The following is a 26,940-nucleotide window of genomic DNA, read 5'->3' as shown; positions in this document are numbered from 1 at the left end:
CAGTCGGAAGCGGCTGCCGAGCATTGGAGGGGGACCATGAGCACGATCGGGACCGAACACCGCGCAGAGGCACTGCGACCGCATGCCGAAGACGCCTTCGCGCACGAACTGAAAGCCTTGGCGGCCGCCGACGACCGGCCCCGTCCCACCCGCTGGAAGCTCTCCCCGTGGGCCGTCGCCACCTACCTGCTCGGCGGCACGCTCCCTGGGGGCACCTCCCGGACGAAGTCTGGGGGAGGCACGGTGATCACACCCAAGTACGTCGGACCGCGCCGCATCGTCGAAGTCGCCGTCACCACCCTGGCCACCGACCGCGCCCTACTCCTGCTCGGAGTCCCCGGCACCGCCAAGACCTGGGTGTCCGAACACCTCGCCGCCGCGGTCAGCGGGGACTCCACCCTCCTGGTCCAAGGCACCGCCGGCACCCCCGAGGAGGCCATCCGCTACGGCTGGAACTACGCCCGCCTCCTGGCCCACGGCCCGAGCCGCGAAGCCCTCGTCCCCAGCCCCGTCATGCGCGCCATGGCCGACGGCATGACAGCCCGCGTCGAGGAACTCACCCGCATCCCCGCCGACGTCCAGGATTCCCTCATCACCATCCTGTCCGAGAAGACGCTCCCCATACCGGAGCTCGGGCAGGAGGTGCAGGCCGTGCGCGGCTTCAACCTCATCGCCACCGCCAACGACCGTGACCGCGGGGTCAACGAGCTGTCCAGCGCGCTGCGCCGCCGCTTCAACACCGTGGTGTTGCCGCTGCCCGCCACCGCCGACGCCGAGGTGGACATCGTCGCCCGCCGGGTCGACCAGATGGGCCGCGCCCTCGACCTGCCGGCCGCGCCCGAGGGCCTGGAGGAGATCCGCCGCGTCGTCACCGTCTTCCGCGAGCTGCGCGACGGTGTCACCGTCGACGGCCGCACCAAGGTCAAGTCGCCCAGCGGCACGCTGTCCACCGCCGAGGCCATCTCCGTGGTCACCGGCGGCCTGGCATTGGCCGCCCACTTCGGGGACGGCGTCCTGCGCCCCTCCGACGTGGCAGCCGGCATCCTCGGCGCCGTCGTCCGCGACCCGGCAGCCGACCGGGTGGTCTGGCAGGAGTACCTCGAAGCCGTCGTCCGCGAGCGGGAGGGCTGGAAGGACTTCTACCGCGCCTGCCGGGAGGTGACGGTATGAACCCCCGGGACCAGGGCCCCCTCCTGCTGGGGGTCCGGCACCACGGACCGGGCTCCGCCCGCGCCGTGCGGGCCGCGTTGGACGAAGCCGGGCCGTCGGCGGTGCTCATAGAAGGGCCGCCGGAAGGCGACGCGCTGCTGCCGCTCGCCGCCGACCCGCAGATGCGGCCGCCCGTCGCCCTGCTCGCCCACGCGGCCGACGATCCGGGCCGGGCCGCCTTCTGGCCGCTGGCCGGTTTCTCCCCGGAATGGGTCGCCATCCGCTGGGCCCAGGCCCGGGGCGTACCCGTCCGGTTCATCGACCTCCCCGCCGCGCACTCGCTGGCCGCGACGCGGGACGAGGAGGCGCGGGACGGGGACGCGCAGGCCGACTCCGTCCGGATCGACCCGCTCGCCGTGCTGGCCGAGAGCGCCGGGTACGACGAACCCGAGCGCTGGTGGGAAGACGCCGTCGAGCACCGGGACGCCGTACGGGAAGCCCCCCTGGCCGTGTTCGAGGCACTCGGCGAAGCGATGGGGGCGCTGCGCGAGGAGTACGGCTGCGGCAGCCACCGAGACCTGGTGCGCGAGGCGAACATGCGACAGCGCATGCGGGCCGCGCGCCGGGAGTTCGGCGACGACTACGCGGTGGTCTGCGGGGCCTGGCACGTCCCGGCCCTGCGCGCCCCGGCCACGGCCACCGCCGACAAGGCGCTGCTCGGCGGACTGCCCAGGATCAAGGTGGAGACCACCTGGGTGCCCTGGACGCACCGCCGGCTCGCCCGCGCCGGGGGCTACGGCGCCGGCATCACCTCGCCCGGCTGGTACGCGCACCTCTTCACCGCCCGCGACCGGCCCGTCGAGCGCTGGCTGACGAAGGTCGCGGGCCTGCTCCGGGACGAGGACCGGCAGGTCTCCTCCGCCCACGTCATCGAGGCCGTCCGGCTGGCGCAGACCCTAGCCGCCGTGCGGGGGCGGCCGGTTGCCGGGCTCACCGAAACCCTGGAAGCGGTCCGGGCGGTCATGTGCGACGGCTCCGACATACCGCTCGCCCTCATCCAGGACCGTCTGGTGGTCGGGGACGTGCTGGGCGAAGTCCCCGACGCGGCGCCCGTCGTACCGCTCCAGCGGGACCTCACCCGCAGACAGCGGTCCCTGCGCCTGAAGGCCGAGGCGCAGGAACGCGAGCTGGAGCTGGACCTGCGCAAGGACACCGACGCTGCCAAGTCCCTGCTCCTGCACCGGCTGCGGCTGCTCGGCGTCGACTGGGGGATACCCACCGCCTCCCGCGGCAGCACCGGCACCTTCCGCGAGACCTGGCGGCTGCGCTGGGAGCCCGAGCTGTCCGTGCGGGTCGCGGAGGCCGGGATCTGGGGCACCACCGTCCTGGGGGCGGCCGCCGCCCGCGCCGAGGCCCTCGCGGCGGGCGCGGGGGAACTGGGCGAGGTCACCGCCCTCGCCGAACGGTGCCTGCTCGCCGGGCTGTCGGAGGCGTTGCCCGCCGTGCTGCGCGCCCTCGCCGACCGCGCCGCGCTGGACACCGATGTGGCGCGCCTCGCCGAAGCGCTGCCGGCGCTGGCCCGCTCGCTGCGGTACGGGGACGTACGCGGCACCGACGCCGAGGCGCTCGGCACCGTCGCCGCCGGGCTGGCGGAGCGGATATGTGTGGCGCTGCCGTCGGCCTGCGCGGCCGGGCTGGACGCCGACGCCGCGGCGGAGCTGCGCGGGCACGTCGACGCCGTCCACGGGGCGATCGCCCTGTTGGCCGACGTCGACGAGGGGCTGCGCGAGCGCTGGTCGGCGGTGCTGCGGACGCTGGCCGGCCGGGACACCGTGGCCGGGCTGATCCGGGGCCGGGCCGCCCGCCTGCTGCTGGACGACGGCCGCCTCCCGCCCGAGGAGACCGCCCGGCTGATGGGGCTCGCGCTGTCCCCGGCGGCCACCCCCGCCGACGCGGCCGGCTGGATCGAGGGCTTCGCCGGCGGCAGCGCGGGCGGCGGCACCCTGCTCGTCCACGACGAGCGGCTGCTGGGCCTGATCGACACCTGGCTGGTGTCGGTGCCGGCGAACGCCTTCGTCGACGTACTGCCCCTGCTGCGGCGGACATTCGGGGCGTACGAGCCGGGTGTGAAGCGGGCCCTGGGTGAACTGGTCCGGCGGGGACCGTCCGGTCGGGCGCGCCCGACCGGACCCGGCTCGGCGCCCGAGGGCTTCGGCCCGGAGCTGGACCCCGTCCGAGCGGACGCGGCCGCGGACCTGGTCCGCATGCTGCTCGCCCGGGCGGCGGAGGCGACCGGGGCGGCTGTGGGGGCCGGCTGACGCCCGGCGCCGCCGGACGGGAGGGCGCCACCGGCGAGAGCCGATGGGGCGGGGACAGCGGGACAGCGCGACAACGGGACACGGGACGAGGGGGACGGACAGGTGGAGATGGAGATCAGCACGGGGCGGCCGACGGACGCGGGGGAGCGGCTGCGGCGGTGGCGGATGGTGCTCGGCGGAGGAGACGGCGAGGGCACCGGACACGCGCTCTCCGGGCGGGACGCGGAGATGGACGCCGCGCTCACGGCGCTCTACGGCCGCAGCGGCGGCGGTGCGCGCAAGAAAGCGGGGGAGCGCTCGGCCGGGCTCGGCGGGTCCGCGCCGCAGGTGGCCCGCTGGCTCGGCGACATCAGGACGTACTTCCCCAGCTCCGTGGTGCAGGTCATGCAGCGCGACGCCATCGAGCGGCTCGGCCTGTCCGCCCTGCTGCTGGAGCCGGAGATGCTGGAGGCCGTGGAACCGGACGTCCACCTCGTCGGCACCCTGCTCTCCCTCAACAAGGCCATGCCGGAGACGACCCGCGAGACCGCCCGCGCCGTGGTGGCCAAGGTCGTCGAACAGTTGGAGAGGCGCCTCGCCACCCGAACCCGCGCCACCCTCACCGGAGCCCTCGACCGCTCCGCCCGCGTGAGCCGCCCCCGCCACCGGGACATCGACTGGGACCGCACCATCCGCGCCAACCTCAAGAACTACCTTCCCGAGTACCGCACCGTCGTGCCCGAGCGGCTGATTGGATACGGCCGGGCGGCGCAGTCGGTGAAGAAGGAGGTCATCCTCTGCATCGACCAGTCGGGTTCCATGGCGGCCTCCGTCGTCTACGCCTCCGTCTTCGGCGCGGTCCTCGCCTCGATGCGCGCGATCGCCACCCGGCTGGTGGTGTTCGACACGGCGGTGGTGGACCTCACCGACCAGCTCGACGACCCCGTCGACGTGCTCTTCGGCACCCAACTCGGCGGCGGCACCGACATCAACCGGGCCCTCGCCTACTGCCAGTCCAAGATCACCCGACCGGCCGACACCGTCGTGGTCCTGATCAGTGATCTCTACGAGGGCGGCATACGCGACGGGATGCTCAAGCGGGTCGCCGCGATGAAGGGCGCCGGAGTGGAGTTCGTGGCGCTGCTGGCCCTGTCCGACGAAGGCGCCCCCGCATACGACCGCGAGCACGCGGCGGCCCTCGCCGCGCTCGGCGCGCCCGCCTTCGCCTGCACCCCGGACCTCTTCCCGGACGTCATGGCCGCGGCGCTGGAGAAGCGGCCGCTGCCCGTGCCGTGAGCGCCCCGGCGCCCCCGACCGGCACTCGGCGGATCGTACGAACGCGCAGCTCAACCGTGAGGCGATCTGTGACAGGTATCACCGCTCAGGTGTGACCTGCGATTTAGGGACGCACGTCCCACGGGGATAACCTGCGAGACGGACATGCCGCGTCCACGGTCACCGTGTGCGCCTTCCTTGTGACAGCGCCGTCACGTTGCCCTCCGCGGCACGCCCACGCAGATAGCAGACAACCGCGAATCACTGCGAATCTTTGAAGACAAGGGACGGACGCGCGTGGACCTGTTCGAGTACCAGGCGAGGGACCTCTTCGCCAAGCACGGTGTACCGGTGCTGGCCGGTGAAGTGATCGACACGCCTGAGGCGGCTCGCGAGGCCACCGAGCGGCTGGGCGGCAAGTCGGTCGTCAAGGCGCAGGTGAAGGTCGGTGGCCGAGGCAAGGCCGGCGGCGTCAAGCTCGCCGCCACCCCGGACGAGGCCGTCGCCCGGGCGACGGACATCCTCGGCATGGACATCAAGGGCCACACGGTCCACAAGGTGATGATCGCCGAGACGGCTCCCGAGATCCTTGAGGAGTACTACGTCTCGTACCTCCTCGACCGCACCAACCGCACCTTCCTGGCCATGGCCTCGGTGCAGGGCGGCATGGACATCGAGGAGGTCGCGGAGAAGACCCCCGAGGCCCTCGCGAAGGTCCCGGTCAACGCCAACGAGGGCGTGACCATCGAGAAGGCCCGCGAGATCGTCGCCCAGGCGAAGTTCCCCTCCGAGGTCGCCGAGAAGGTCGCCGAGGTCCTCGTGACCCTGTGGCAGACCTTCATCGCCGAGGACGCGCTCCTCGTCGAGGTCAACCCGCTCGCGAAGGTCGCCAACGGCGACGTCATCGCGCTGGACGGCAAGGTCTCGCTCGACGAGAACGCCGAGTTCCGCCAGCCGGGCCACGAGGAGTTCGTGGACCACGCGGCCGCGAACCCGCTGGAGGCCGCCGCCAAGGCGAAGAACCTCAACTACGTCAAGCTCGACGGTGAGGTCGGCATCATCGGCAACGGCGCGGGTCTCGTCATGAGCACCCTCGACGTCGTCGCCTATGCCGGCGAGAACCACGGCGGCGTCAAGCCCGCCAACTTCCTGGACATCGGCGGTGGCGCCTCCGCCGCCGTCATGGCCAACGGTCTCGAGATCATCCTCGGCGACCCGGACGTCAAGTCCGTCTTCGTCAACGTCTTCGGTGGCATCACCGCCTGCGACGAGGTCGCCAACGGCATCGTCCAGGCGCTGGCCCTGCTGGAGGAGAAGGGCGAGGCGGTCACCAAGCCGCTCGTCGTCCGTCTCGACGGCAACAACGCCGAGCTGGGTCGCAAGATCCTCTCGGACGCCAACCACCCGCTGGTGCAGCGCGTGGACACCATGGACGGCGCGGCCGACAAGGCCGCCGAGCTCGCGGCTGCGAAGTAAGGGCAGAGGTCAAAGACTCACATGGCTATCTTCCTCAACAAGGACAGCAAGGTCATCGTCCAGGGCATGACCGGTGCCACGGGCATGAAGCACACCAAGCTGATGCTGGCTGACGGCACCAACATCGTCGGCGGCGTGAACCCGCGCAAGGCCGGCACCACCGTCGACTTCGACGGCACCGAGGTCCCGGTCTTCGGGTCGGTCGCCGAGGCGATGGAGAAGACGGGCGCCAACGTCTCCGTCCTCTTCGTCCCGCCGGCCTTTGCCAAGGCCGCCGTCGTCGAGGCCATCGACGCCGAGATCCCGCTGGCCGTCGTCATCACCGAGGGCATCGCGGTGCACGACTCCGCCGCCTTCTGGGCGTACGCGATCGCCAAGGGCAACAAGACCCGGATCATCGGCCCGAACTGCCCGGGTCTGATCACCCCCGGCCAGTCCAACGCCGGCATCATCCCGGGCGACATCACCAAGCCCGGCCGCATCGGTCTCGTCTCCAAGTCGGGCACGCTGACCTACCAGATGATGTACGAGCTCCGTGACATCGGCTTCTCCTCCGCCGTCGGCATCGGTGGCGACCCGGTCATCGGCACCACGCACATCGACGCCCTGGAGGCGTTCGAGGCGGACCCCGACACCGACCTGATCGTCATGATCGGCGAGATCGGCGGCGACGCCGAGGAGCGTGCGGCGGACTTCATCGCGAAGAACGTCACCAAGCCGGTCGTCGGCTACGTCGCGGGCTTCACCGCCCCCGAGGGCAAGACCATGGGTCACGCCGGCGCCATCGTCTCCGGTTCTTCTGGCACCGCACAGGCCAAGAAGGAGGCCCTTGAGGCCGCGGGCGTGAAGGTCGGCAAGACGCCGACCGAGACGGCCAAGCTGGCGCGCGAGATCCTGAACGCCGCCCAGTAGGCAGTCACCGTACGTACGGGCGTGGCCCGCACCCTCCGGGGTGCGGGCCACGCCCGTTTTCCTTGCCCGCCGCCGCTACTCGACCTTCGGGGCGAGGCGGGCCGGGCCGGCCGCCGGATGGGAGTGGAGCCGGTCGTGGAGCTCCTTGCTCTGCTCGGTGAACCGCTGGGGTCCGCTGAGCGGAGGCACCCCCGAGACGCTCGAACCCGGGGCGATCGGGGCGATGTACTGGTTCGGGGACGTGGTCGCCGTGTACGCCGTCGCCACCGCGATCACCGCCGTCAGCCCGAGCGCGGCCCGGCTCAGCGCCCGGGAACGGCGCTCACAGGAGGTGCGTACGGCCGCTGCCGGACGGGGGTCGAGGCAGACGGCCGGACGGACCGAGCCCATGCGTTCGCGCAGCCGGGCCGAGCGCTGGGCGGGCGGCAGGCCGTCCAGATCGGGAAGCCGGGCGGTGAGCTCGGCGTGCGCGTTCAGGAGGCGCAGCCCCGCCGTGGGAGTCGACGCCTCGATCTCCGCGGCCGTGTCGGGCAGGTCGAGGCCGACCCCGTCGTAGAGCAGGACGGCACGGCGGTACGCGGTGGGCAGCGCGAGCAGCGCGTCCATCGTGATCCGGTCGGCGGGTTCGGCCGGGGGCTTGTCGGGGTGGCGGAAGGCCCTGCGGAACCGGTGCCAGGGAGAGAGGGCGTACTCGTACGCGACCGCGCGCACCCACCCCACCGGGTCCGGGTCGGTCGCGACCTCGGGCCAGCGCGCCCAGGCCTGGAGGAACGCCTTGTCGACGGCCTCCAGCGCGAGGGAGCGGCGACCGGTGAGGAGGTACGCCTGGCGGACGAGGGCCGGGGCGGCATAGGCGTGCAGGGCGTCGAAGGCGCGAGCGGGAGTCAAAGGACCCGGGTCGACCGGGGCTTCGACCTCGGCCCTGGCCTCCACCTCGGCCGTGGCCTCCACCTCGGCCGGGGCTTCGGCGGCGGGTGGGTCCGCGGCGGGTGGGTCCGCGGGGGGTGCGTCGGCTTCGGCGGTCGGCGTGTCGGCCGCTACGGTCGGCGCGCCTGCGCCTGCGCCTGTGTCGGTACCGGCGCCTGTGCCTGCGCCTGCGTCGGCGCTGGGTGCGGGGTCGGTCCGGTGCTCGGGTCGCGGCTGAGGGTCGGGCCCGTGTGTCGGGGGAGGCGGGGCGTGGTCCCCGCCGGTCCCGCCGGTCCCGCCGGGGGGCCTGCTCTCGTGGCGCGAGGAGTCGGCAGGGGGCTTCGCGGCCCGCTTCGCCGCCGCCTTGGGCCGTTTGCGCGAGCTGATCGGCCGTGCGGGCGCCGGAGAGACCCGAACGGCGGCGGGAGCGGCGGTCTTCGCGCCCTCGGACGCCTCGGCTTCGCCTTCGGCCCCGTCGGCGGGGCCGGACGCCGCGAGACGGGTGATGAACCGGGCGTACGCCTTGCGTTTGCGGCCGCGCGGCTGCGTCCGGCCCGACTCCCACGAACGGACCGTGGCAGGACTGACCCCCACGGCTGCCGCCACCTCACCGTGCGTCAGTTCGGCGGACTCGCGCAGCCTTCGGCGTTCCTGGGGGGAGGGGAGGTCGGCCTCGCCCGGGGAGGAGGTCGTTCCGACGCCTTGTGTCATGCCACTCTCCCCGCGACCCGGTAGCTCTGCGCGAAAAAGTACATAAACGTATATTGGGCGACACCACGGACATTCGCCTGTTACCCGCCCATAGCGCGTGTCGTTGGCACCATGGCGGGGTGACCCAAGTGACCGAACGCGGTACCTCGTTGCCGACCGTCCCGCCTGCCGCCCTGCGGCGCCGCCGCTCGCCGGCGGCCGCCGCGTGTGTGTTCGGCGGGGCGGTGGCCGCGGGACTGGGGCTCGGCTTCCTGGCCGTGCTCGTGATCGTGCTGTGGATCAGCTCCCCCTATCCCGACAGCGGCCCAGGCGGCGCGCTGCACCTCGCGGCCGGGCTGTGGCTGCTCGCCCACGGGACCGAACTCGTGCGCTACGAGACGCTGTCGGGAGTGCCCTCGCCCGTCGGGGTGACACCGCTGCTCCTGGTGGCGCTGCCGGTGTTGCTGATGCGGCGGGCCGCGCGGCTGGGGAACACCCCGGGCGACGGCCAAGGGGACGACGAGGTGTTGCCGGCCGGTGTCGTGTTCTCGGCGGTGACCTGCGGGTACCTCGGCGTCGGGGCGCTGGCGACGGTGTACGCGTCGGGCGGCCCGATGCCGGCCGACCCGCTGAGCGCGGCGTGGCACGTGCCGCTGGTCGCCGTACTGGCCGCGGCGGCCGGGGTGTGGGCGGCGCGGGGAAGGCCGCTCGGGGAGTTCCCCGGATGGGTGCCGGCGCGGCTGGCGGGGGGCGTACGGAGGGCCATCGCGCGCCCCCGTTATGAGCTGGCGCTGCGCTCGGGCGCGGCGGGAGCCCTGGTGCTGCTGGGAGGCGGTGTGCTGCTGGTCGGGGCGTCGCTGGTGTGGCACGGGGCGGAGGTGCGGGGATCGTTCCTGGGGCTGACCGGGGTGTGGTCGGGGAGGTTCGCGGTGCTGCTGTTGGCGGTGACGTTGGTCCCGAACGCGATGGTGTGGGGCGCGGCGTACGGCCTGGGGCCGGGCTTCGCGCTGGGCGCGGGGGCGACGGCGACGCCGCTCGGCTCCGTCGGATCGCATGCGGCGCTGCCGAGGTTCCCGCTGCTGGAGGCGCTGCCCGGGGTGGGGCCGGGGACGCCGCTGACGTGGGCGACGCTGGCCGTGCCGATGGTGGCGGGGCTGGCGGTGGGGTGGTTCGCGGTGCGGCGGGCGCGGGAGGTCTCGTACGGGGAGACGGCGTGGACCGCGGCGCTGGGGGCGGTGGTGTGCGGGGTGCTGATGGCGGGGCTCGCCGCGGTGTCGGCGGGGCCGCTGGGGTCGCGGGAACTGGTGCGGTTCGGGCCGGTGTGGTGGCAGGTGGGGGGCGCGGCGGTGGTGTGGGCGGTGGTGCTGGCGGTACCGGTGGCCGTGGCGGTGCACGCGTGGCGGGTCCGGCCGGTGAGGGGGGCGAGGGCGGTGCATGTGGCGGACGAGTGGCACGACTCGGGCGTACGGGAGCTGCGGTGGGCGGTGTTGAAGGAGGCGGCGGTCCCCATGGTGGCTTCGCCGGCGGGGGCCGCGGGTGCGGCCGAGTCGCCTGAAGCGGAGTCGGGTGCGGTCGAGCCGGTCGCGGCCGAGCGCCGGGTGGCTGAAGCGGGTGCCGTCGAGCGGGGTGTCGCAGAGTCAGGTGCCGCCAAGTCAGGTGCCGCCGAGTCAGGTGCGGTCGAGCGGGGTGCGGTCGAGCGGGGCGTGGTCGAGCGGGGCGTGGTCGAGCGGGGCGTGGTCGAGCGGGGCGTGGTCGAGCGGGGCGTGGTCGAGCCGGGTTCGGTCGCTGACGGGGCGTCGCGAGCGGTGGTCACGGGGCCGGTCGTCATTGCGAGCCCTGACGCGCCGTCGGAGCCCGCAGCGGTCGTGCCGGCCGTGCCGGTCGTGGCGGCGGAGCTGGTGCCCGGGGTGTCCGGGGCGCGCGTGCTGTCGCGGCGGCCGACCGCCTGACGGAACGTGCGGCGGGCCGGCGCCGGGGCCGGCCCTCCGTACACCCGCACCTCAACCCCCGCGCGCCTCGAACTCCCCCGGCCACCGCCGGGGGGCGTACCGCCAGGGCGGGCGGGTCAGCGCTGCACCTTGAGGACCTTGCCGAGGAAGTTGTCCGGGAGGAGGGTGTTGCACTCGAGTTCGGCCGTCTTCGTCAGGGCGTCGTCGCGACAGACGTAGAAGTCCTTGTACGTCAACTGCACCGCGTACGAGCCGGCCGCCAGCATCAGGGCCAGCGTCGCCGTCACCAGGCCGCTGACCGCCGCCGTGCGCTGCGGGCGAGCCGCCGGGCCGAGGGCCTCGACGCCGCCGCGGAGGGCGCTGACGCCCCAGTAAAGAGCGAGCGCGCCCAGCAGCAGGCCCACCGACGGAATCCCGAAGATGCCGAAGAAGAACCCCCACATGCCCGCGAGCAGCGCGTACCGGGCGCGGCGCTGGATCGGGTCCGTCGGGTCCCAGCGGGCCGGGCCCTCGGGGGTCGGGTCCCGGCCGTCCCGGCCGCCGCCGGGGCCGCCCGCGCCGTCACCGCCGCGCGGCTGCCACGGCTGGTCGGGCCTGCCCTCGGGGGGCGCCGCGAAGGGGTTGTCGTCGGTCGAGGAGTCGGGCTGACGGCGGTCCGGCATCGAGTGCGTTACTTCCCCTGTGTCGTGGACTGTGTCGTAGAGGTGTCGTGGACGTGGCATCGCGTGGTTCCGGTGTGGAACACGTCGCGTCACGCGGTTCGCGGCTTCCACGCCGCACGCTACCCCCAGGCCGTCCCCCCGTACCTCGGGGGCGGTCCCGTGTGCCGGTATCGTTGCAGGCGGTCCACCGCTTCGTATGGTTCCCCGTATATCGGGGACCCTGAGTTTCGTATGACCGTACAAGTGTCACAGCGCAAGAAGTGCAAGCGATGCCCCCCAAGAAAGGGCCTTCCATGGCCGCCTCTCGCCTGGTCGTGCTGGTCTCCGGTTCCGGCACCAACCTCCAGGCCCTGCTCGACGCCATCGACTCCCACCCCGAGGGCCCCGAGGGCTTCGGCGCCCGGGTCGTCGCGGTCGGCGCCGACCGCGCCGGCATCGTCGGCCTGGAGCGCGCGGAGAAGGCCGGTATCCCCACCTTCGTGTGCCCGGTCAAGGCGTACGACACCCGCGCGGAGTGGGACGTCGCACTCACCGAGGCCACCGCCGCCCACGAGCCGGACCTGGTGGTGTCCGCCGGATTCATGAAGATCGTCGGCCCGGAGTTCCTCGGCCGCTTCGGCGGCCGGTTCATCAACACCCACCCCGCGCTGCTGCCCGCCTTCCCGGGCGCGCACGGCGTCCGCGACGCCCTCGCCTACGGGGCCAAGGTCACCGGCTGCACCGTCCATTTCGTGGACGGCGGCGTGGACACCGGGCCCATCATCGCCCAGGGTGTCGTCGAGATCCGGGACGAGGAAGACGAAGCCGCTCTCCATGAGCGCATCAAGGAAGTCGAGCGCACGTTGCTCGTCGACGTCGTGGGGCGCCTGGCCCGGCACGGCTACCGCATTGAGGGACGAAAGGTAACAATCCAGTGACCGCCGTAGAGACCGCAGACAGCAGCAACGACCCGACCACGACCCAGCGGCCGATCCGTCGTGCGCTCATCAGCGTCTACGACAAGACGGGACTGGAAGAGCTGGCCCGCGGCCTGCACGAGGCGGGCGTCGCCCTCGTCTCCACCGGCTCCACCGCCTCCAAGATCGCCGCGGCCGGTGTGCCCGTCACCAAGGTCGAGGAGCTGACCGGCTTCCCCGAGTGCCTGGACGGCCGGGTCAAGACCCTGCACCCGCGCGTGCACGCCGGCATCCTCGCCGACCTGCGCCTGGAGGACCACCGGCGGCAGCTGGCCGAGCTGGGCGTCGAGCCCTTCGACCTGGTGGTCGTCAACCTCTACCCCTTCCTGGCGACCGTCCAGTCCGGAGCCACCCCCGACGAGTGCGTCGAGCAGATCGACATCGGCGGCCCCTCGATGGTCCGCGCCGCCGCCAAGAACCACCCCTCGGTCGCCGTCGTCACCAGCCCCGAGCGGTACGCCGACGTCCTCTCCGCCGCCCAGGGAGGTGGCTTCGACCTGACCGCCCGCAAGCGGCTCGCGGCCGAGGCCTTCCAGCACACGGCCGCCTACGACGTGGCCGTCGCCTCCTGGTTCACAAACACCTACGCCCCCGAGCCCGAGGCCGTCCTGCCCGAGTTCCTGGCCGGCGCCTGGGAGCGCAAGTCGACCCTCCGCTACGGCGAGAACCCCCACCAGGCCGCCGCCCTCTACACGGACGGGCAGCCCGGCGGGCTCGCCAACGCCGAGCAGCTGCACGGCAAGGAGATGTCCTTCAACAACTACGTGGACACCGAGGCGGCCCGTCGCGCCGCCTACGACCACGAAGAGCCCTGCGTCGCGATCATCAAGCACGCCAACCCGTGCGGGATCGCCGTGGACACGGACATCGCCGCCGCGCACCGCAAGGCGCACGCCTGTGACCCGCTCTCCGCGTTCGGCGGCGTCATCGCCGTCAACCGCCCGGTGACCGTCGAGCTCGCCGAGCAGGTCGCGGATATCTTCACCGAGGTCATCGCCGCCCCCGGCTACGAGGACGGCGCGATCGAGATCCTCGCCAGGAAGAAGAACATCCGCGTCCTGAAGGTCGACGGCACCCCGCACCAGCCGGGCGACCTGAAGCCGATCTCGGGCGGCGTGCTGCTCCAGCAGTCGGATGCGTTCCAGGCCGAGGGCGATGACCCCGCGAACTGGACGCTGGCCACCGGCGACGCCCTCTCCGCCGCCGAACTCGCCGAGCTCGCCTTCGCCTGGAAGGCCTGCCGGGCCGTCAAGTCCAACGCGATCCTGCTCGCCAAGGACGGCGCATCGGTCGGTGTCGGCATGGGCCAGGTCAACCGCGTCGACTCCGCGAAGCTCGCGGTCGAGCGGGCCGGCGCGGAGCGCGCGCAGGGCTCGTACGCGGCCTCCGACGCCTTCTTCCCGTTCCCGGACGGGCTGGAGATCCTGACGGCGGCCGGCGTCAAGGCCGTCGTGCAGCCGGGTGGTTCGGTCCGTGACGAGCAGGTCATCGAGGCCGCGAAGGCGGCGGGCGTGACCATGTACTTCACCGGCACCCGCCACTTCTTCCACTGACGCACCCCGCACACGGCGAAGGCCGCGCCCCCCGTCCGGGGAGCGCGGCCTTCGCCGTCTTGTGAGCGGTACCGCTGCTTACTTCTTCACGACGATCGTGCCGGCGGCACGGTCGTGCCAGCCCTGCAACTTGCCGGAGTTGTCGAAGAAGGGGGAGAGGTAGACCAGGACCTGACCGATGCCGCAGAGGAACGCACCGACCATCGGGATGATCCAGCGGATGAAGCCGCCGCCGATGCCCGGGACCTGGCCCGTGTTCTCCTTGACGACCTTCAGGCCCAGGGCCAGCTTGCCGACCGTCGCGCCCACGAACGCGATCATCAGCCATTCGTAGAGCAGGGTGGCGACGAAGAAGACGAGGATGACGCCGAAGAAGGTGGCGATCATGCCGCCGGCGGCCTCGGCCTGGTCGTTGACGCAGCTCTGGTACGCGGACGACGCGTAGTCCATGCCGGTGCAGTCCTTGATGCTCGTCGACGCACCGAAGGCGCTCGCGACGCCGATCGCGCTGAGGATCGAGTACAGGACACCGATGACCAGGCCGTCGATCAAACGGGCGCCGAAGCGGCGGCCCATCGTGGCGACCTCGACGGTGCCGAGTCCCGCCACGTTGATGTAGCCGTTGTTCGCCTGGAGCGTGCCGGGGGCCGGGGGCATCGCACCGTACGGCGGCTGCCCGGGTTGCTGCGGGTAACCGTAGCCGGGCTGGCCCTGCGGGGGCACGCCCTGAGGGGCCTGCTGCGGGTAGCCGTAGTTGGGCTGGCCCTGCGGCGGCTGCTGCTGTCCGTACGGGTTGTTCGGGTCGCCGAAACTCATCTTGGGGTTGTTCCTCCGTGGAAGTGCGGGGACGCACGGCACTATCGGAGGAAACACTGCGTTCTGCGGTCCACCCCCCGGCACTGCCCGCGGCACTCATTGCCCGTCATCGTCGTCCCGGCGCGGGGCGATTGTCCAGCCGGTTCGCAGACGGGCCGGGACTTGTTGTGCAAGTGCAATGAAATGACCAAGGCACTTCCCGTGCCGCCCGGAGTGGAACCGGGGCGGCTCCATCCGGGAGGATGGGTGCATGACCGCCCAGATTCTCGATGGCAAGGCCACCGCAGCCGCGATCAAGTCCGCACTGACCGCCCGCGTGGCGGCGCTGAAGGCCGGGGGAGTCACCCCCGGACTCGGCACCCTGCTGGTCGGTGACGATCCGGGCAGCCGCTGGTACGTCAACGGCAAGCACAAGGACTGCGCGGAGGTCGGCATCGCCTCCATCCAGCGCGAACTCCCCGCCACCGCCTCTCAGGAGGACATCGAGGCGGTCGTCCGGGAACTGAACGAGAACCCCGAGTGCACGGGCTACATCGTGCAACTGCCCCTCCCCAAGGGCATCGACACCAACCGCGTCCTGGAGCTGATGGATCCGCTCAAGGACGCCGACGGATTGCACCCGATGTCCCTCGGGCGGCTGGTGCTGAACGAGCCCGGCCCGCTGCCCTGCACCCCGTACGGGATCGTGGCGCTGCTGCGGCACCACGGGGTGGAGATCAACGGCGCGCACGTCGTCGTCGTGGGCCGCGGCGTCACCGTCGGGCGCTCCATCGGCCTGCTCCTGACCCGCAAGTCGGAGAACGCCACCGTGACCCTGTGCCACACCGGTACCCGCGACCTGTCGCGGCTGCTGCGGCAGGCGGACGTCATCGTCGCGGCGGCCGGCGTCCCGCACCTGGTCAAGCCGGAGGACGTGAAGCCGGGCGCGGCCGTCCTCGACGTCGGCGTCAGCCGTGACGAGAGCGGGAAGATCGTCGGCGACGTGCACCCGGGCGTCGCGGCGGTGGCGGGCTGGCTGTCCCCGAACCCCGGCGGTGTGGGCCCGATGACCCGTGCCCAACTGCTCGTCAACGTCGTCGAGGCGGCGGAACGGACCACCAGTGCGGGCTGAGCGCACCACCGGCCCGGCCGGCCCGGCCTCCGGGGACGAGGGGACCCCGGAGGCACCCAAGTCACGCCGGTTCCCGTCCGTCACCCGGGACACCGCCCGCCCCGAGGGGGGCGGCAGGGCCGCCCCCGGGGACGCGCCCGCGCCCGCCCGGCAGTGGCCCATGCTCAGCGTCCTCGCCGCCACCGCGGCCGGGTTGCTGACGACGGCCATGGGTCAGGCCCGGGTGGGTTGCCTGATCATCGGCGTCGCGCTGATCGCCGCCGCCGTGATGCGGCGCGTACTGCCCTCGGTGGGGATGCTCGCCGTCCGCTCGCGGTTCACGGACCTCGTGACGTACGGAATCCTGGGTGTGGCCATCACGCTGCTGGCGCTGGTGATGGAACCCGGGCCCTGGGTGCACATCCCGTTCCTGGAGACGGCGGTCCGCTTCACCGTCCGGTGAGCCCCGTCCGCCCGGCTCACCGCGCCGGCTCACGATCCGCCCGGCTCAGCTCCGCCGGGCTCACCGTGCCCGGCTCACCGCGCCCCCGGCGCGGCCCGCGCGCTCAGGGCGGCCAGCACCGCCGCGACCGCCGGCTGGGCTTCGGTACCCGCCCGTACCAGCGCCTCCAGCGTCCGCCCCGGGCCCGGCAGGTCCACCACGACCGTGCCGGGCGGCGGGGCGTCGCACATCAGCTTCGGCAGCATCGAGACGGCCCGGCCGGTGGCCACCAGCCACAGCCCGGCGCGCAGGTCCCCGCACTCGTGCGCGAGCCGCGGGGTGAAGCCGGCGTTTCGGCAGGCGTGCAGCAGCATCTCGCGGCAGCTGCTCGGTGCGGGCGCGCTGACCCAGTCCGCCTCCCGCAGGGCCCCCAGGCCGTCCCGCTCGTAGGCCGGGAGCAGCGCTTCGGGCAGCGCCAGGCACAGCGGGTCCTCGAAGAGCGGGACGGCGCTGGTCCCGCTCGCGGGCGGGGCGCCGAGCAGCGGGTACGCGTAGACCACCGCCAGGTCCAGGCGCCGCTGCCGCAGCCGCGGGACGGCTTCCTCCGGATCGGCCTGCACGATGCGGGGGCGCAGCAGGGGGTGGCGCAGGGTGAGGGCCGCCAGCAACGGGGCCGCCACCGTGGCCAGCGCGCTCGGGGCGCAGCCGATCCGCACCTCGCCGACGGGCCCGGCGTCCAGTGCCCTCACCGCTCCCTCCGCCCGCTCCAGGGCGGCCAGCACCGGTTCGCAGGCCCCGGCCAGCGCGGCACCGGCGGGGGTCAGGCGCAGGCCCCGGCCCTCCCGCTCGACGAGGACGGCGCCCGCCTCGGCCTCCAGCGCGCGCAACTGTTGCGAGACGGCGGACGGGGTCACCCGGTGCAGGTCGGCGACCACCGTCACCTTTCCGTGCTCGGCCAGGTCGCGGAGCATCACCATGCGTTTCACGTCCAGCATGCGGCCAGCGTAGACCACTTGGTAGTTCTGCTTCATCTTCGATGAAGGAAAGGTAGCTGGACTTCACGGTCGCCTGCGGGTGATGCTCGTGGGCATGACCACGAGCCCCCTGAAAGTCGTGCTGATCGGCGCCAACGGAACCCTCGGACGCGCTGTGCACGCCGCCCTGCGCGAGCGCGGCCACCAGGTCGTCACCGCCTCCCGCAAGGGCGCCGACGTCCTGGTCGACATCACCGACCCCGAGTCGATCCGCGCCATGTACGACGCGGTCGCCGAGCGCTTCGGCGCGGTCGACGCCGTCGCGAGCGCGGCCGGGAGCGTCCCGTGGCGCCCGCTGGGCGAACTGACCACCGAGGACGTGCGCGGCGGCCTCGAAGGCAAGGCCGTCAGCCAGATCGAGCTGGTCCGCCAGGGCGCCACCCGGCTGCCGGCGCACGCCTCGTACACGCTGATCACCGGCGTGCTGGCCCGCGAGCCGCTGCTCACCGGCTCCGTCGCCTCCCTCGTCAACGGCGCGGTGGAGGCGTTCGTACGGGCCGCCGCCATCGAACTCCCCGGCCGGCAGCGGATCAACGCCGTCAGCCCCACCGTCTTCACCGAGTCCCTCGACGTCTACGGGGACACCTTCGCGGGATTCGACGCCGTGCCGGTCGCCCGCGCGGCGAACGCCTACGTCAAGTCCGTCGAAGGACACCGGACCGGGCAGGTGTTCCGGGTGGAATGAGGGCCCGGACACCCGGACCGCCTTCGAACATCCGGGTGCGTGTGCCACGCACCACACGGGCCTGTGGATTAGCCGCCCCCGGGGTCGGATAGCCTGACCGCGGATGTCTCTTCACGTCAAGATTCGCAAGGACAGGGAAGCGGCGTCCTCCAGCACATGGGGCAGGGACGCCCCACCGCCAGCTGTCTAACGGAGAAGGCCATGACCCGCACTCCCGTGAATGTCACCGTCACCGGCGCCGCCGGCCAGATCGGCTACGCGCTGCTCTTCCGCATCGCGTCCGGTCACCTCCTCGGCGCCGACGTGCCGGTCAAGCTCCGGCTCCTCGAAATCCCCCAGGGCATGAAGGCCGCTGAGGGCACCGCCATGGAGCTCGACGACTGCGCCTTCCCGCTGCTCCGCGGCATCGACATCTTCGACGACCCGAACAAGGGTTTCGAGGGTGCCAACGTCGCGCTGCTCGTCGGCGCCCGCCCCCGCACCAAGGGCATGGAGCGCGGTGACCTGCTCTCCGCCAACGGCGGCATCTTCAAGCCGCAGGGCGCCGCGATCAACGCGCACGCCGCGGACGACATCAAGGTCCTGGTCGTGGGCAACCCGGCCAACACCAACGCGCTCATCGCGCAGGCCGCCGCCCCGGACGTACCGGCCGAGCGGTTCACCGCGATGACCCGCCTGGACCACAACCGCGCGATCTCGCAGCTGGCCGCCCGCACCGGCGCCGCCGTCTCCGACATCAAGCGCCTCACCATCTGGGGCAACCACTCGGCCACCCAGTACCCGGACATCTTCCACGCGGAGATCGCCGGCAAGAACGCCGCCGAGGTCGTCAACGACGAGCAGTGGCTGGCCGACACCTTCATCCCGACCGTCGCCAAGCGCGGCGCCGCGATCATCGAGGCCCGTGGCGCGTCCTCGGCCGCCTCCGCCGCCAACGCCGCCCTCGACCACGTCCACACCTGGGTCAACGGCACCGCCGCGGGCGACTGGACCTCGATGGGCGTCCCGTCGGACGGCTCCTACGGCGTTCCCGAGGGCATCATCTCCTCCTTCCCCGTCACCACGAAGGACGGCAAGTACGAGATCGTCCAGGGCCTCGACATCAACGAGTTCTCCCGTGCGCGCATCGACGCGTCCGTGGCGGAGCTGGTCGAGGAGCGCGACGCGGTGCGCGAGCTCGGCCTGATCTGATCCGAACGGTCGGGCCGGTCCTCGCGCCGGTCCCACCAGTTCGAACCAGTACGAACGACGAAGCGCCCCGGCCAAACCAGGCCGGGGCGCTTTGGCGTGATTCGGCCTGTCGCGTGATGTAGGGGGAACCTAAGGTCGGTCGGTGACCGAGACACCGATTCCCCATCAGCCGACCGGTCCGACCGGCTGGGGCGATCCCCGCGCCGGCCGCCCGCCGGTGCACCCCTCGCTCAGCGAGGCCGGCCGGTTCCTGTGCGCCGGGACCTACCTCGACGCCGGATTCCGCGACCGGGTCATCGACGAGCTCTACGTCCACGAAGAGCGCATCGTCGCCCCCTCCTACGGCTACGACGCCTCCCGGGTGCTCGCCCACGCGTTGCGCGCCCGCCGCACGGAACTCGGCTGGGCGGCCGGGGTGCTCGGCGCCTGGTTCGTCGGCTCCCTCCTCACCGGCGGCGCCCTCATGCTGCTGGTCTTCCCCTTCCTGCTGCTGAGCCTCGCCGACTGGCTGCGCGGCCGGAACACGGCGCTGCTGCGGGCCTTGGCCGTGATCCTTCGCGTCTACGTCCTGGTGACGCTCGCCGTCACCCTGCTCTTCCTCGCCGTGGGCGGATTCGCCCTGATGAGCCTGCTCGGCGACTCGGGCGGACCCGGCGCCCTGTTCTTCGCCCAGTCCTTCGGGAGCACCGTCGCGGCCACCGCCGCCCTCTGGTGGGTGCCCGTCGTCTTCGCCGCCATCGTCACCGTCGTGGGTCTCCAGCGCGGCCACGTCTACCGCACCATCACCAACGACCTCAATGAGCGCCGCTACGCCGACCACGCGGGCGACGCGGCCGAAGCGGCCCCCGGCGTACGCTTCCAGCGCGTCCGCGCCCGCATCCGGGCCGAGCAACACGCGCCGGTGATCATGTACGACGTCAACGACCCCTTCTGCGGCGCGGGCGATCCCTACCGGCCCTGGCAGCTCTCCGTCGAACTGCGCCCGCGCGAGGACCTGGGCCCCGACCGCAAGCCGACGCCGGTCACCAACGCCCACCTCGTCTCCCGGATCGTCCCGCTGCTGGAGCGCCTACGGGAGCCCTCGCCGCACGGCTCCGCGGACGCCCAGGCCGCGGTCGGCGACCGTTTACGGGAACTCGTCGTCGACGAGTGCGTGTTCCTGCCCGCCAACGGGCTGCCGCACCGGGACGCCGCGCAGGCCATCCACGCCCAGTACGCGCAGCAGCGGGCCGCCGCCATCGAGGAGGGCGGCGAGCGCCGCCGGCACTTCCTGCGGGTGCGCGTGGGCGGCTGGGACGAGAACCTCGTCGTCACCGTCTTCGTACGGGTCCACACGCAGGGCGGCATGATGATGCTCGAAGTGGCGCCGCACGTGCTGCTCCCCGTGGACGTCGCCTTCCACAACGCGGACGCCGACGCCCAGCGCTACCGCAACAACAACGCCTTCGGAAAGGCCGTCTGGGCCCTGCGGCGCACCCCCGGCTCCATCGCCGCCTCCGTCACCACCCTGGCCCGCGGCCTGACGAGCTGGTGGCGGATCGTGACCGGCGGCCACGGCGGCGCCCGCCCCGAGGGGCCGCGCCTGTCGGTGCGCGAACTCGCCTCCGAGGACAACGGATCGCTGTTCCACCTCATGGACTTGGACCGCTTCCTGAAAACCGTCCAGGACCGGGTGGTCGGCGGCATTATCGTCGCCTTGCACGAAGCGGGCTGGCACACGGAGGAGTTCGCGGCCCGCGCCGTCAACGTCGCGGAAGGCGGGGTGTTCATCCAGTCGGTGAACGGCAGCGCCTTCAGCGTCGGAGGCAGCAACAACACCAACACCGGACACCACAGCGGTGGCAAGGGCAGAGGGAGCAGCGGTGGCAACTGACGGGAGCAACACGGGCGCGGGGGACTCGGCGGAGCCGTCGGTCTCGCTCGGAGACGTCACCGGCAGCGCCTTCAGCATCGGCGGCAGCAACAACACCAACACGGTCCGGCACGGGGGCGCGGCCGAGGCCCCGACCCCGCAGGTGCTGCTCGACGCGGTACTGGAACTGCGCGCCGCCCTCGTCCGGGTACCGCGGGGCGAGGACCGGTCCGCTCTGGACGCCGAACTGGACGGCGCCGCCGAGGAGCTGGAGACGGCCCGGGAGATCCGGCCCGGGCTCGCCGCCCGGCTGCGCGCGGCGCTGGAACGCTGGGCGCCGCTGGTGGAGTCGGTCAGCGCCGCGACCGCGCTGGCCGGGCTGCTGACCTCGCTGGGAGGCTGAGCCGTGGCCCCGCAGCCGCAGGGCGCGCCCCGCTGGGACGCCCGCACGCAGCGCTGGGTGTGGGACGCCCCGGCCGACGCCCCGGCCCCGGCCGACGCCCCCGCCGCGCCGCCGCAGACACCGCCCCCGTACGACCCGCTCGCACAGCCTCCGGCGTGGACGGCCCCGCCGTACGACCCGCCGGCGCCGACCGCGCCCCAGGCCTACGAGGGCGACCTGCCGCCGGCGCCCCCGGCCTTCGACGGGACCCTGCCGACCGTGCCGCCGGCGTACGACACGCTCCTGCCGCCCGGCCCACCGACGCCGCCGCCCCTGCCCCCGATGCCCCCGCGCCCCGCGGGGTCGGGCGGGCGGTGGTTGACGCCGACCACGGCGGGAATCGCGGTGGCCGCCCTCGCGATCGGGGCGGCCGCCGTCTGGTTCGTCGAGCGGAGCCCGTCGGGGCCGGCCGCGTACGCGGGGGCGACGGCGTCCGGCGCCCCGGCGGACGGCGGCGCGTCCGCGTCCCCGACGCCGCCCGCCTCCTCACCCCCGGGCGGGCCGTCCGGCAGCCCCTCCGCGAGCACCGCCTCCCCCGTGGGCGGTGCGCACGAGACGGTCCGTGACCCGGACGGGTTCACCATCGCGGTGCCCACCGGCTGGGCCCGGGAAGCGAGCGGGAGCGGAGTCTTCTACCGCTCCCCCGACCGGGCGTCACTGCTCCAGGTCTTCCGGGTCAGCGAGGCGGAACTCAGCCCGTTGCAGGCCGTACAAGGCGCCTCCGCCGATCTGCGCGCCCGGACCCCGGGCTACGAGGAGATCCGCGTAGGCCGGGTCCCCGGCTCCGATGACGCCGCGGAACTGGTCTACGAGTACGACAGCGCGGAGACCCACGGCCGCCGCCGGGGCGTGGAGCGGGTCTCCCGCACGCCGGACGGTGGCAAATGGGCCGTCCTGACCGCGGGCCCGGCCGCCGACTGGGCGGTCACCCAACAGCACCACGCGGCGGCGTTGGAGGCGTTCCGGCCCGGCGGCTGAGAGCCCCGGCGCCGGCTGCCCGGCGCCGACCGGGGCCCGGCGCCGACCGGGGCTCAGTGCCCCGGCGTGCCCGGCGTGTAGTGGCCCGGCACCAGGCGGCAGGTGACGCCGAACCGGTTCCAGGCGTTGATCGTCGTGATCACGGCGATCAGCTGGGCCAGTTCGGCCTCCTCGAAGTGCTTCGCGGCGGTCGCGTAGACCTCGTCGGGAACGAAACCGTCCGTCAGGACGGTCACCGACTCCGTCAGCGCGAGCGCGGCCAGTTCCTTCTCGGTGTAGAAGTGCCGGGACTCGCGCCAGGCGGAGAGCTGCACGAGCCGCTCGACGCTCTCGCCGGCCGCCAGTGCGTCCTTGGTGTGCATGTCCAGGCAGAAGGCGCAGCCGTTCAGCTGCGAGGCGCGGGTCTTGACCAGCTCGGTCAGGACGGGGTCCAAGCCCTTCTTGGCCGCGATCTCCAGCGCGACCATGGCCTTGTAGACCTCGGGCGCGTGCTTGTACCAGTTCAGGCGGGCGGGCTCTTCGGGGGCGTGTTCCGTGGCTTTGGTCGTCGTCATGCCCCCACCGTACGGAGGAGGCAGCCCGCCTATATGGTCCACATCCATGACGGAAACATGGGCCACTTTCGGCGCCGACCTGCACCTCGACCTCGCCGCCGGACGGGGGCTGCGGGCCGGGCTGACGGAGGCCCTGCGCGAGGCCGCGCGCGGCGGGCGGCTCGCGCCCGGCACCCGGCTGCCGTCCTCGCGGTCCCTCGCGGCCGACCTGGGCATCGCCCGGAACACGGTCGCGGAGGCGTACGCGGAACTCGTCGCCGAGGGCTGGCTGACGGCCCGCCAGGGCTCGGGCACCCGCGTCGCGGAACGGGCCAGGCCGCGCCGGGTCGCCGCCGCCCCCGCCGTCCGGGCACGTCCCGCCGCGCGCAGGGGGCCCGCGTACAGCCTCGTGTCCGGCTCGCCGGACCTGGGCAGCTTCCCGCGCGCGGCCTGGGCGGCGGCGACCCGACGGGCGCTCACGGCCGCCCCGAACGACGCGCTCGGGTACGCGGTGGACGCGCGCGGTCGGGTGGAGCTGCGGGAGGAGCTGGCCGGGTACCTGGCACGGGCGCGGGGCGTGTACGCGGAGCCCCAGCGGATCGTGCTGTGCGCCGGGTTCGCGCACGGGCTGATGCTGATGGCGAAGGTGCTGCGGGCGCGGCGGGTACGGGACGTGGCGGTGGAGGGGTACGGCCTCGACATCCACCGGGACCTGCTCACGGGGGCCGGACTGCGGACGCACCCGCTCCGCTTGGACGGGGCCGGGGCGCGGACGGACCAGTTGCCCGGCACGGGCGCCGGCGCGGTGCTGCTCACCCCGGCGCACCAGTTCCCGACGGGGGGCGCGCTGACGCCGGAGCGGCGGGCGGCGGCGGTCGACTGGGCGAGGACCACCGGCGGTCTGATCCTGGAGGACGACTACGACGGGGAGTTCCGCTACGACCGCCAGCCCGTCGGCGCGCTCCAGGGGCTGGACCCGGACCGGGTGGTGTACCTGGGGACGGCGAGCAAGTCGCTGGCGCCGGGGCTGCGGATGGGCTGGATGGTGGTGCCGGACGCGCTGCTGGAGGAGGTGCTCGCGGCGAAGGGCCACACCGACTGGACCTCCGGCGCGGTGGAGCAGTTGACGTTGGCGGAGTTCATCCGTTCGGGGGTGTACGACCGGCACGTGCGGGGGATGCGGACGCGGTACCGCAAGCGGCGGGACGCGGTGGTCGCGGCGGTGTCCGACCGGGCGTCCGTGACGGGGGTCGCGGGCATCGCGGCCGGGCTGCACGTGGTGCTTGACCTCGCGCCGGGCATGGAGCGGCCGGTACTCCAGGCGGCGGCCGGTCAGGGCCTGGCCTTGGAGGGCCTGTCGGCCTTCCGCCACCCGACGTCGGACCTGCCGGCGCGGGAGGCGGTGGTGGTGGGCTACGGCACCCCACCGGACAGCGCGTGGTCACCGACGCTGTCGTCCCTGCTGTCGTCCCTGCCGTGACCCTGGCCGGGTGTTTGCGCGGGCCCTCCGCGGATGCCCTGGCCGGGTCGTTGTGCGGTCCTGCGCGGGGGTTGCCCGGTTCGCCGGGCGGGGTGGGTGTCCGCCTCAAGCGCGGGCAGGGCACCGGCCAGGGTCACGGTTCGCCGAAGCGCGCAAGGGCCAGGGAGCCGGCGACGGCTACCGCGAAGCCGAGGACGGCCAGCCAGGTCAGGCCCTCGCGGGTGCGGTCGCCGAGCCAGGCCACGCCCACCGCCGCCGGGCCGAGGGTCTCGCCCAGGACCAGGCCCGCCGTCGCCGCCGTCACCGAACCCCGCTGGAACGCCGACGTGAGCAGCAGGAACCCCGCCGCCCCGCCCAACAGCAGCGCGTACAGCGCCGGGTTGGTGAAGTCCACGCCGTCGATGAGGCGGACCGACACCTCCACCACCCCGAAGCCCGTCCCCGCCGCCAGGCCCAGCACCAGCGCCCGGGCCCGGCCCGGGAGGCGGCCCGCAGCCGCCCCGGCGAGCAGTACCAGCACCGCCACGACCAACAGCGCCGGCTTCAGCGCGGGCGGCCCCGTCTCCGTGCCCTCCTCGCCCGAGGACAGCCCCAGCATCACCAGGCCGCCGCACACGACCGCGACCGCGCCCCACTCCGCCCGGCCAAGTCGCACCCGCAGCAGCCGCGCCGCGACCACCGCCGTCACCGCCAGGCTGGCCGCCAGCGCCGCGCCCACCACGTAGATGGGGATGTGTCGCAGCGCCACGATCTGGAGGACGAACCCGACCGCGTCCAGGCCCAGCCCCGCCACGTACCGCCACTGTCGCACCGCCCGCAGCAGCAGGGCCGCGTCGACCCCGGACCCCGTCCCCGGCTCGGCCGCCCGCGCGGCCACCGCCTGCAACACCGACGCCGTCCCGAAACAGACCGCCGCACCCAGCGCGCAAACCATCCCAATCAGCACGAAGAGACTGTAGGTCACCGTCGTGACAGGGGTGTGACGACGGCCGGATTCCATCTCCCCGCGGGCCCGTTCTAGTCTGTGGGGCAACGCCACCCAGGGGGAGCGAACTCATACATGGACACCACCACCGGCGCCGGCACCCGGCGCCGCATGCGTTCCGGCGCCGTCGCACTCGGCGGCATGGGCCTGCTCGCGGCCGGTCTCGTGGCCTGCGGCAGCAGCGGCGAGCCCGACAAGCGTTGCGCCGACCGCGCCACCTTGCAGAAGCTGAACGACAACGAGTGCAGGAGCGGCGGTCGCGGCGCGTACTACTACGGCGGCAGCACCAGCAGCGGCAAGGTCAAGGGCGGCAGCTTCGACAAGTCCGCCGTCACCCGCGGCGGCATCGGCGGCCACAGCGGCTCCAGCGGCGGCTGAGGGAAGGCCCGGCCACGTGAAGCGGCACACCGTCGAGCCCCGTCCCGACTGGCAGAAGACCGTCGAGGAACAGGGCCTGATCTACCCCCTGACCCGCTACCCGGACGATTCCCTGCGCCCCTACTGGGACGAGAGCGCGTACTACTCGTTCTCCCTCCCCGAGGTCGAGGCGCTGGAGAACGTCGTCGAGGAACTGCACGCCATGTGCCTCGCGGCGGCCGCGCACATCGTCGAACACGACCGCTTCGCGGACCTCGGCATCCACGATCCCGAGCTCGCCGCCCGGATCGCCGAGTCCTGGCGGCGCCGCGCCGAACAGCCCTCCCTGTACGGCCGTTTCGATTTGCGCCACGACGATTCCGGCGCCCCGGCCAAGCTGCTGGAGTACAACGCGGACACCCCCACCTCGCTGGTGGAGGCGGCGAGTCCGCAGTGGTTCTGGATGGAGGAACGCTTCCCCGGCGCCGACCAGTGGAACTCCCTGCACGAGCGTCTGGTCGAGGCGTGGCGCCGACAGGCGGAGCTGCTGCCGCCGGGGCCCGTGCACTTCGCGCACTCCGAGACCGACGAGCTGGGCGAGGACCTGATGACGGTCGCCTATCTCCAGGAGACCGCCGAGCAGGCGGGACTGGCCACGCACGCCCTGTCGGTGGAACAGATCGGCTGGGACGGCCTCTCGGGCCGGTTCGTGGACGACCGACTGCGGTTCATCCGCAGCTGTTTCAAGCTGTACCCGTGGGAGTGGCTGGTAGGGGACGAGTTCGGCCCGCACGTCCTGGCCACGTACGACCACGGCGGCGGCTCCGGCAGCACCTGCTGGATCGAACCGCTGTGGAAGATGCTCCTCGCCAACAAGGCGCTGCTGGCCATCCTTTGGGAGCTGTTCCCCGAGCACCCCAACCTGCTGCCCGCCTACCTCGACGGGCCGCGCGAGCTCGCGGACACCACCGGCTTCGCCGCGAAGCCGCTGCTGGGCCGCGAGGGCGCGGGGGTCACCCTGCACCCGGTGGGCGGGGCGCCGTTCGTGCCGGAGGAGGACGAGACGTACGTCTTCCAGGCCCTGGCCCCGCTGCCGGACTTCGACGGCAACCGGGTGGTGCTCGGCGCGTGGGTCGTCGAGGAGGAGGCGGCGGGGCTGGGCATCCGGGAGTCGGCGGGGCCGGTCACGGACGAGTACGCCCGCTTCCTGCCCCACGTCATCCTGTAGCG

The 26,940-nt window shown here is 73.3% G+C and carries 24 protein-coding genes; 18 read left to right on the top strand and 6 right to left on the bottom strand.

Annotation, left to right across the window (positions count from 1 at the left end; genetic code table 11):
• The first annotated feature begins 36 nt into the window (after positions 1 to 36).
• The 5 genes from ACV7NM_RS13165 to sucD all read left to right on the top strand — a co-directional run bounded on the left by ACV7NM_RS13165 (position 37) and on the right by sucD (position 7,109).
• Positions 37 to 1,170, top strand: a complete 1,134-nt coding sequence (locus ACV7NM_RS13165) for an ATP-binding protein (RefSeq protein ID WP_463410476.1) — start codon at positions 37 to 39, stop codon at positions 1,168 to 1,170.
• Entirely contained in the window at positions 1,167 to 3,467 is a 2,301-nt protein-coding gene (locus tag ACV7NM_RS13160; RefSeq protein WP_463410475.1) for a DUF5682 family protein, read from the top strand. Before ACV7NM_RS13165 ends, ACV7NM_RS13160 begins: the two co-directional genes overlap by 4 nt.
• A 108-nt stretch (positions 3,468 to 3,575) precedes the next feature.
• Complete coding sequence (locus tag ACV7NM_RS13155) at positions 3,576 to 4,742, top strand: VWA domain-containing protein (RefSeq protein ID WP_463410474.1); 1,167 nt, start codon at positions 3,576 to 3,578, stop codon at positions 4,740 to 4,742.
• Positions 4,743 to 5,018: 276 nt separating this feature from the next.
• Positions 5,019 to 6,197, top strand: coding sequence for an ADP-forming succinate--CoA ligase subunit beta (sucC, locus tag ACV7NM_RS13150; protein WP_361312320.1), 1,179 nt, complete (start codon positions 5,019 to 5,021; stop codon positions 6,195 to 6,197).
• Between the two features lie 21 nt (positions 6,198 to 6,218).
• Positions 6,219 to 7,109 carry a succinate--CoA ligase subunit alpha gene (gene sucD, locus ACV7NM_RS13145; protein ID WP_215147771.1) on the top strand — a complete coding sequence of 297 codons (891 nt, stop codon included), beginning with the start codon at positions 6,219 to 6,221 and terminating at the stop codon, positions 7,107 to 7,109.
• 75 nt (positions 7,110 to 7,184) lie between these two features.
• On the opposite strand, the gene ACV7NM_RS13140 is transcribed toward sucD, so the two are convergent.
• A complete protein-coding gene (locus ACV7NM_RS13140; protein ID WP_463410473.1) occupies positions 7,185 to 8,726 on the bottom strand; it encodes a helix-turn-helix domain-containing protein in 1,542 nt (513 codons plus the stop codon).
• 119 nt (positions 8,727 to 8,845) lie between these two features.
• On the opposite strand from ACV7NM_RS13140, the gene ACV7NM_RS13135 reads away from it, so the two are divergent.
• Positions 8,846 to 10,654 carry a cell division protein PerM gene (locus tag ACV7NM_RS13135; RefSeq protein WP_463410472.1) on the top strand — a complete coding sequence of 603 codons (1,809 nt, stop codon included), beginning with the start codon at positions 8,846 to 8,848 and terminating at the stop codon, positions 10,652 to 10,654.
• A 116-nt stretch (positions 10,655 to 10,770) separates the two neighbouring features.
• Here the strand turns inward: ACV7NM_RS13135 and ACV7NM_RS13130 are convergent, their stop codons facing one another.
• Entirely contained in the window at positions 10,771 to 11,316 is a 546-nt protein-coding gene (locus ACV7NM_RS13130) for a hypothetical protein (protein WP_463410471.1), read from the bottom strand.
• A 293-nt stretch (positions 11,317 to 11,609) separates the two neighbouring features.
• Here ACV7NM_RS13130 and purN point away from each other — a divergent pair, with 293 nt between their 5' ends.
• Together purN and purH are read left to right on the top strand one after the other, a co-directional pair.
• Positions 11,610 to 12,233, top strand: a complete 624-nt coding sequence (gene purN / locus ACV7NM_RS13125; RefSeq protein ID WP_463410470.1) for a phosphoribosylglycinamide formyltransferase — start codon at positions 11,610 to 11,612, stop codon at positions 12,231 to 12,233.
• Positions 12,230 to 13,825: a bifunctional phosphoribosylaminoimidazolecarboxamide formyltransferase/IMP cyclohydrolase gene (gene purH / locus ACV7NM_RS13120; RefSeq protein WP_463410469.1), complete on the top strand. Its 1,596-nt coding sequence runs from the start codon at positions 12,230 to 12,232 to the stop codon at positions 13,823 to 13,825. Before purN ends, purH begins: the two co-directional genes overlap by 4 nt.
• Before the next feature lie 78 nt (positions 13,826 to 13,903).
• On the opposite strand, the gene ACV7NM_RS13115 is transcribed toward purH, so the two are convergent.
• The gene (locus tag ACV7NM_RS13115; RefSeq protein WP_463410468.1) at positions 13,904 to 14,641 is read right to left on the bottom strand and encodes an RDD family protein; all 738 of its coding nucleotides are present in this window, start codon (positions 14,639 to 14,641) and stop codon (positions 13,904 to 13,906) included.
• A gap of 250 nt (positions 14,642 to 14,891) precedes the next feature.
• On the opposite strand from ACV7NM_RS13115, the gene ACV7NM_RS13110 reads away from it, so the two are divergent.
• Positions 14,892 to 15,752 (top strand): bifunctional methylenetetrahydrofolate dehydrogenase/methenyltetrahydrofolate cyclohydrolase, encoded by an 861-nt coding sequence (locus ACV7NM_RS13110; protein WP_463410467.1) that lies wholly within the window; start codon positions 14,892 to 14,894, stop codon positions 15,750 to 15,752.
• Entirely contained in the window at positions 15,742 to 16,194 is a 453-nt protein-coding gene (locus tag ACV7NM_RS13105) for a DUF3017 domain-containing protein (protein ID WP_463410466.1), read from the top strand. The genes ACV7NM_RS13110 and ACV7NM_RS13105 overlap by 11 nt, the downstream gene beginning before the upstream one ends.
• Positions 16,195 to 16,268: 74 nt before the next feature.
• Here the strand turns inward: ACV7NM_RS13105 and ACV7NM_RS13100 are convergent, their stop codons facing one another.
• The gene (locus ACV7NM_RS13100) at positions 16,269 to 17,168 is read right to left on the bottom strand and encodes a LysR family transcriptional regulator (protein ID WP_463410465.1); all 900 of its coding nucleotides are present in this window, start codon (positions 17,166 to 17,168) and stop codon (positions 16,269 to 16,271) included.
• 94 nt (positions 17,169 to 17,262) lie between these two features.
• Between ACV7NM_RS13100 and ACV7NM_RS13095 the strand changes: the two genes are divergently transcribed.
• The 5 genes from ACV7NM_RS13095 (at position 17,263) to ACV7NM_RS13075 (ending at position 22,355) form a co-directional block, all read left to right on the top strand.
• Positions 17,263 to 17,892: a short chain dehydrogenase gene (locus ACV7NM_RS13095; protein ID WP_463410464.1), complete on the top strand. Its 630-nt coding sequence runs from the start codon at positions 17,263 to 17,265 to the stop codon at positions 17,890 to 17,892.
• 201 nt (positions 17,893 to 18,093) lie between these two features.
• Positions 18,094 to 19,083 carry a malate dehydrogenase gene (locus ACV7NM_RS13090; protein WP_136217221.1) on the top strand — a complete coding sequence of 330 codons (990 nt, stop codon included), beginning with the start codon at positions 18,094 to 18,096 and terminating at the stop codon, positions 19,081 to 19,083.
• A 142-nt stretch (positions 19,084 to 19,225) separates the two neighbouring features.
• A complete protein-coding gene (locus tag ACV7NM_RS13085; protein WP_463410463.1) occupies positions 19,226 to 20,956 on the top strand; it encodes a hypothetical protein in 1,731 nt (576 codons plus the stop codon).
• A complete protein-coding gene (locus ACV7NM_RS13080; RefSeq protein ID WP_463410462.1) occupies positions 20,946 to 21,338 on the top strand; it encodes a hypothetical protein in 393 nt (130 codons plus the stop codon). Before ACV7NM_RS13085 ends, ACV7NM_RS13080 begins: the two co-directional genes overlap by 11 nt.
• Positions 21,339 to 21,341: 3 nt before the next feature.
• The gene (locus ACV7NM_RS13075) at positions 21,342 to 22,355 is read left to right on the top strand and encodes a hypothetical protein (protein WP_463410461.1); all 1,014 of its coding nucleotides are present in this window, start codon (positions 21,342 to 21,344) and stop codon (positions 22,353 to 22,355) included.
• A 53-nt stretch (positions 22,356 to 22,408) separates the two neighbouring features.
• Here the strand turns inward: ACV7NM_RS13075 and ACV7NM_RS13070 are convergent, their stop codons facing one another.
• On the bottom strand, positions 22,409 to 22,909 hold the full coding sequence (locus tag ACV7NM_RS13070; RefSeq protein WP_463410460.1) for a carboxymuconolactone decarboxylase family protein: 501 nt from the start codon (positions 22,907 to 22,909) through the stop codon (positions 22,409 to 22,411).
• A 46-nt stretch (positions 22,910 to 22,955) separates the two neighbouring features.
• Between ACV7NM_RS13070 and pdxR the strand changes: the two genes are divergently transcribed.
• On the top strand, positions 22,956 to 24,368 hold the full coding sequence (gene pdxR / locus ACV7NM_RS13065; RefSeq protein ID WP_463410459.1) for a MocR-like pyridoxine biosynthesis transcription factor PdxR: 1,413 nt from the start codon (positions 22,956 to 22,958) through the stop codon (positions 24,366 to 24,368).
• A gap of 133 nt (positions 24,369 to 24,501) precedes the next feature.
• Here the strand turns inward: pdxR and ACV7NM_RS13060 are convergent, their stop codons facing one another.
• Positions 24,502 to 25,302, bottom strand: coding sequence for a DMT family protein (locus tag ACV7NM_RS13060; RefSeq protein WP_463413930.1), 801 nt, complete (start codon positions 25,300 to 25,302; stop codon positions 24,502 to 24,504).
• 126 nt (positions 25,303 to 25,428) lie between these two features.
• On the opposite strand from ACV7NM_RS13060, the gene ACV7NM_RS13055 reads away from it, so the two are divergent.
• Both ACV7NM_RS13055 and ACV7NM_RS13050 read left to right on the top strand, forming a co-directional pair.
• On the top strand, positions 25,429 to 25,731 hold the full coding sequence (locus tag ACV7NM_RS13055) for a hypothetical protein (protein WP_136217228.1): 303 nt from the start codon (positions 25,429 to 25,431) through the stop codon (positions 25,729 to 25,731).
• 16 nt (positions 25,732 to 25,747) lie between these two features.
• Positions 25,748 to 26,938, top strand: a complete 1,191-nt coding sequence (locus tag ACV7NM_RS13050) for a glutathionylspermidine synthase family protein (protein ID WP_463410458.1) — start codon at positions 25,748 to 25,750, stop codon at positions 26,936 to 26,938.
• Positions 26,939 to 26,940: the final 2 nt, after the last annotated feature.

It is taken from the genome of Streptomyces sp. Tek67B01, assembly GCF_055231995.1.
The sequence above is the reverse complement of the archived record's forward strand: the minus strand, read 5'-3'. Positions and strand labels throughout refer to the sequence as shown.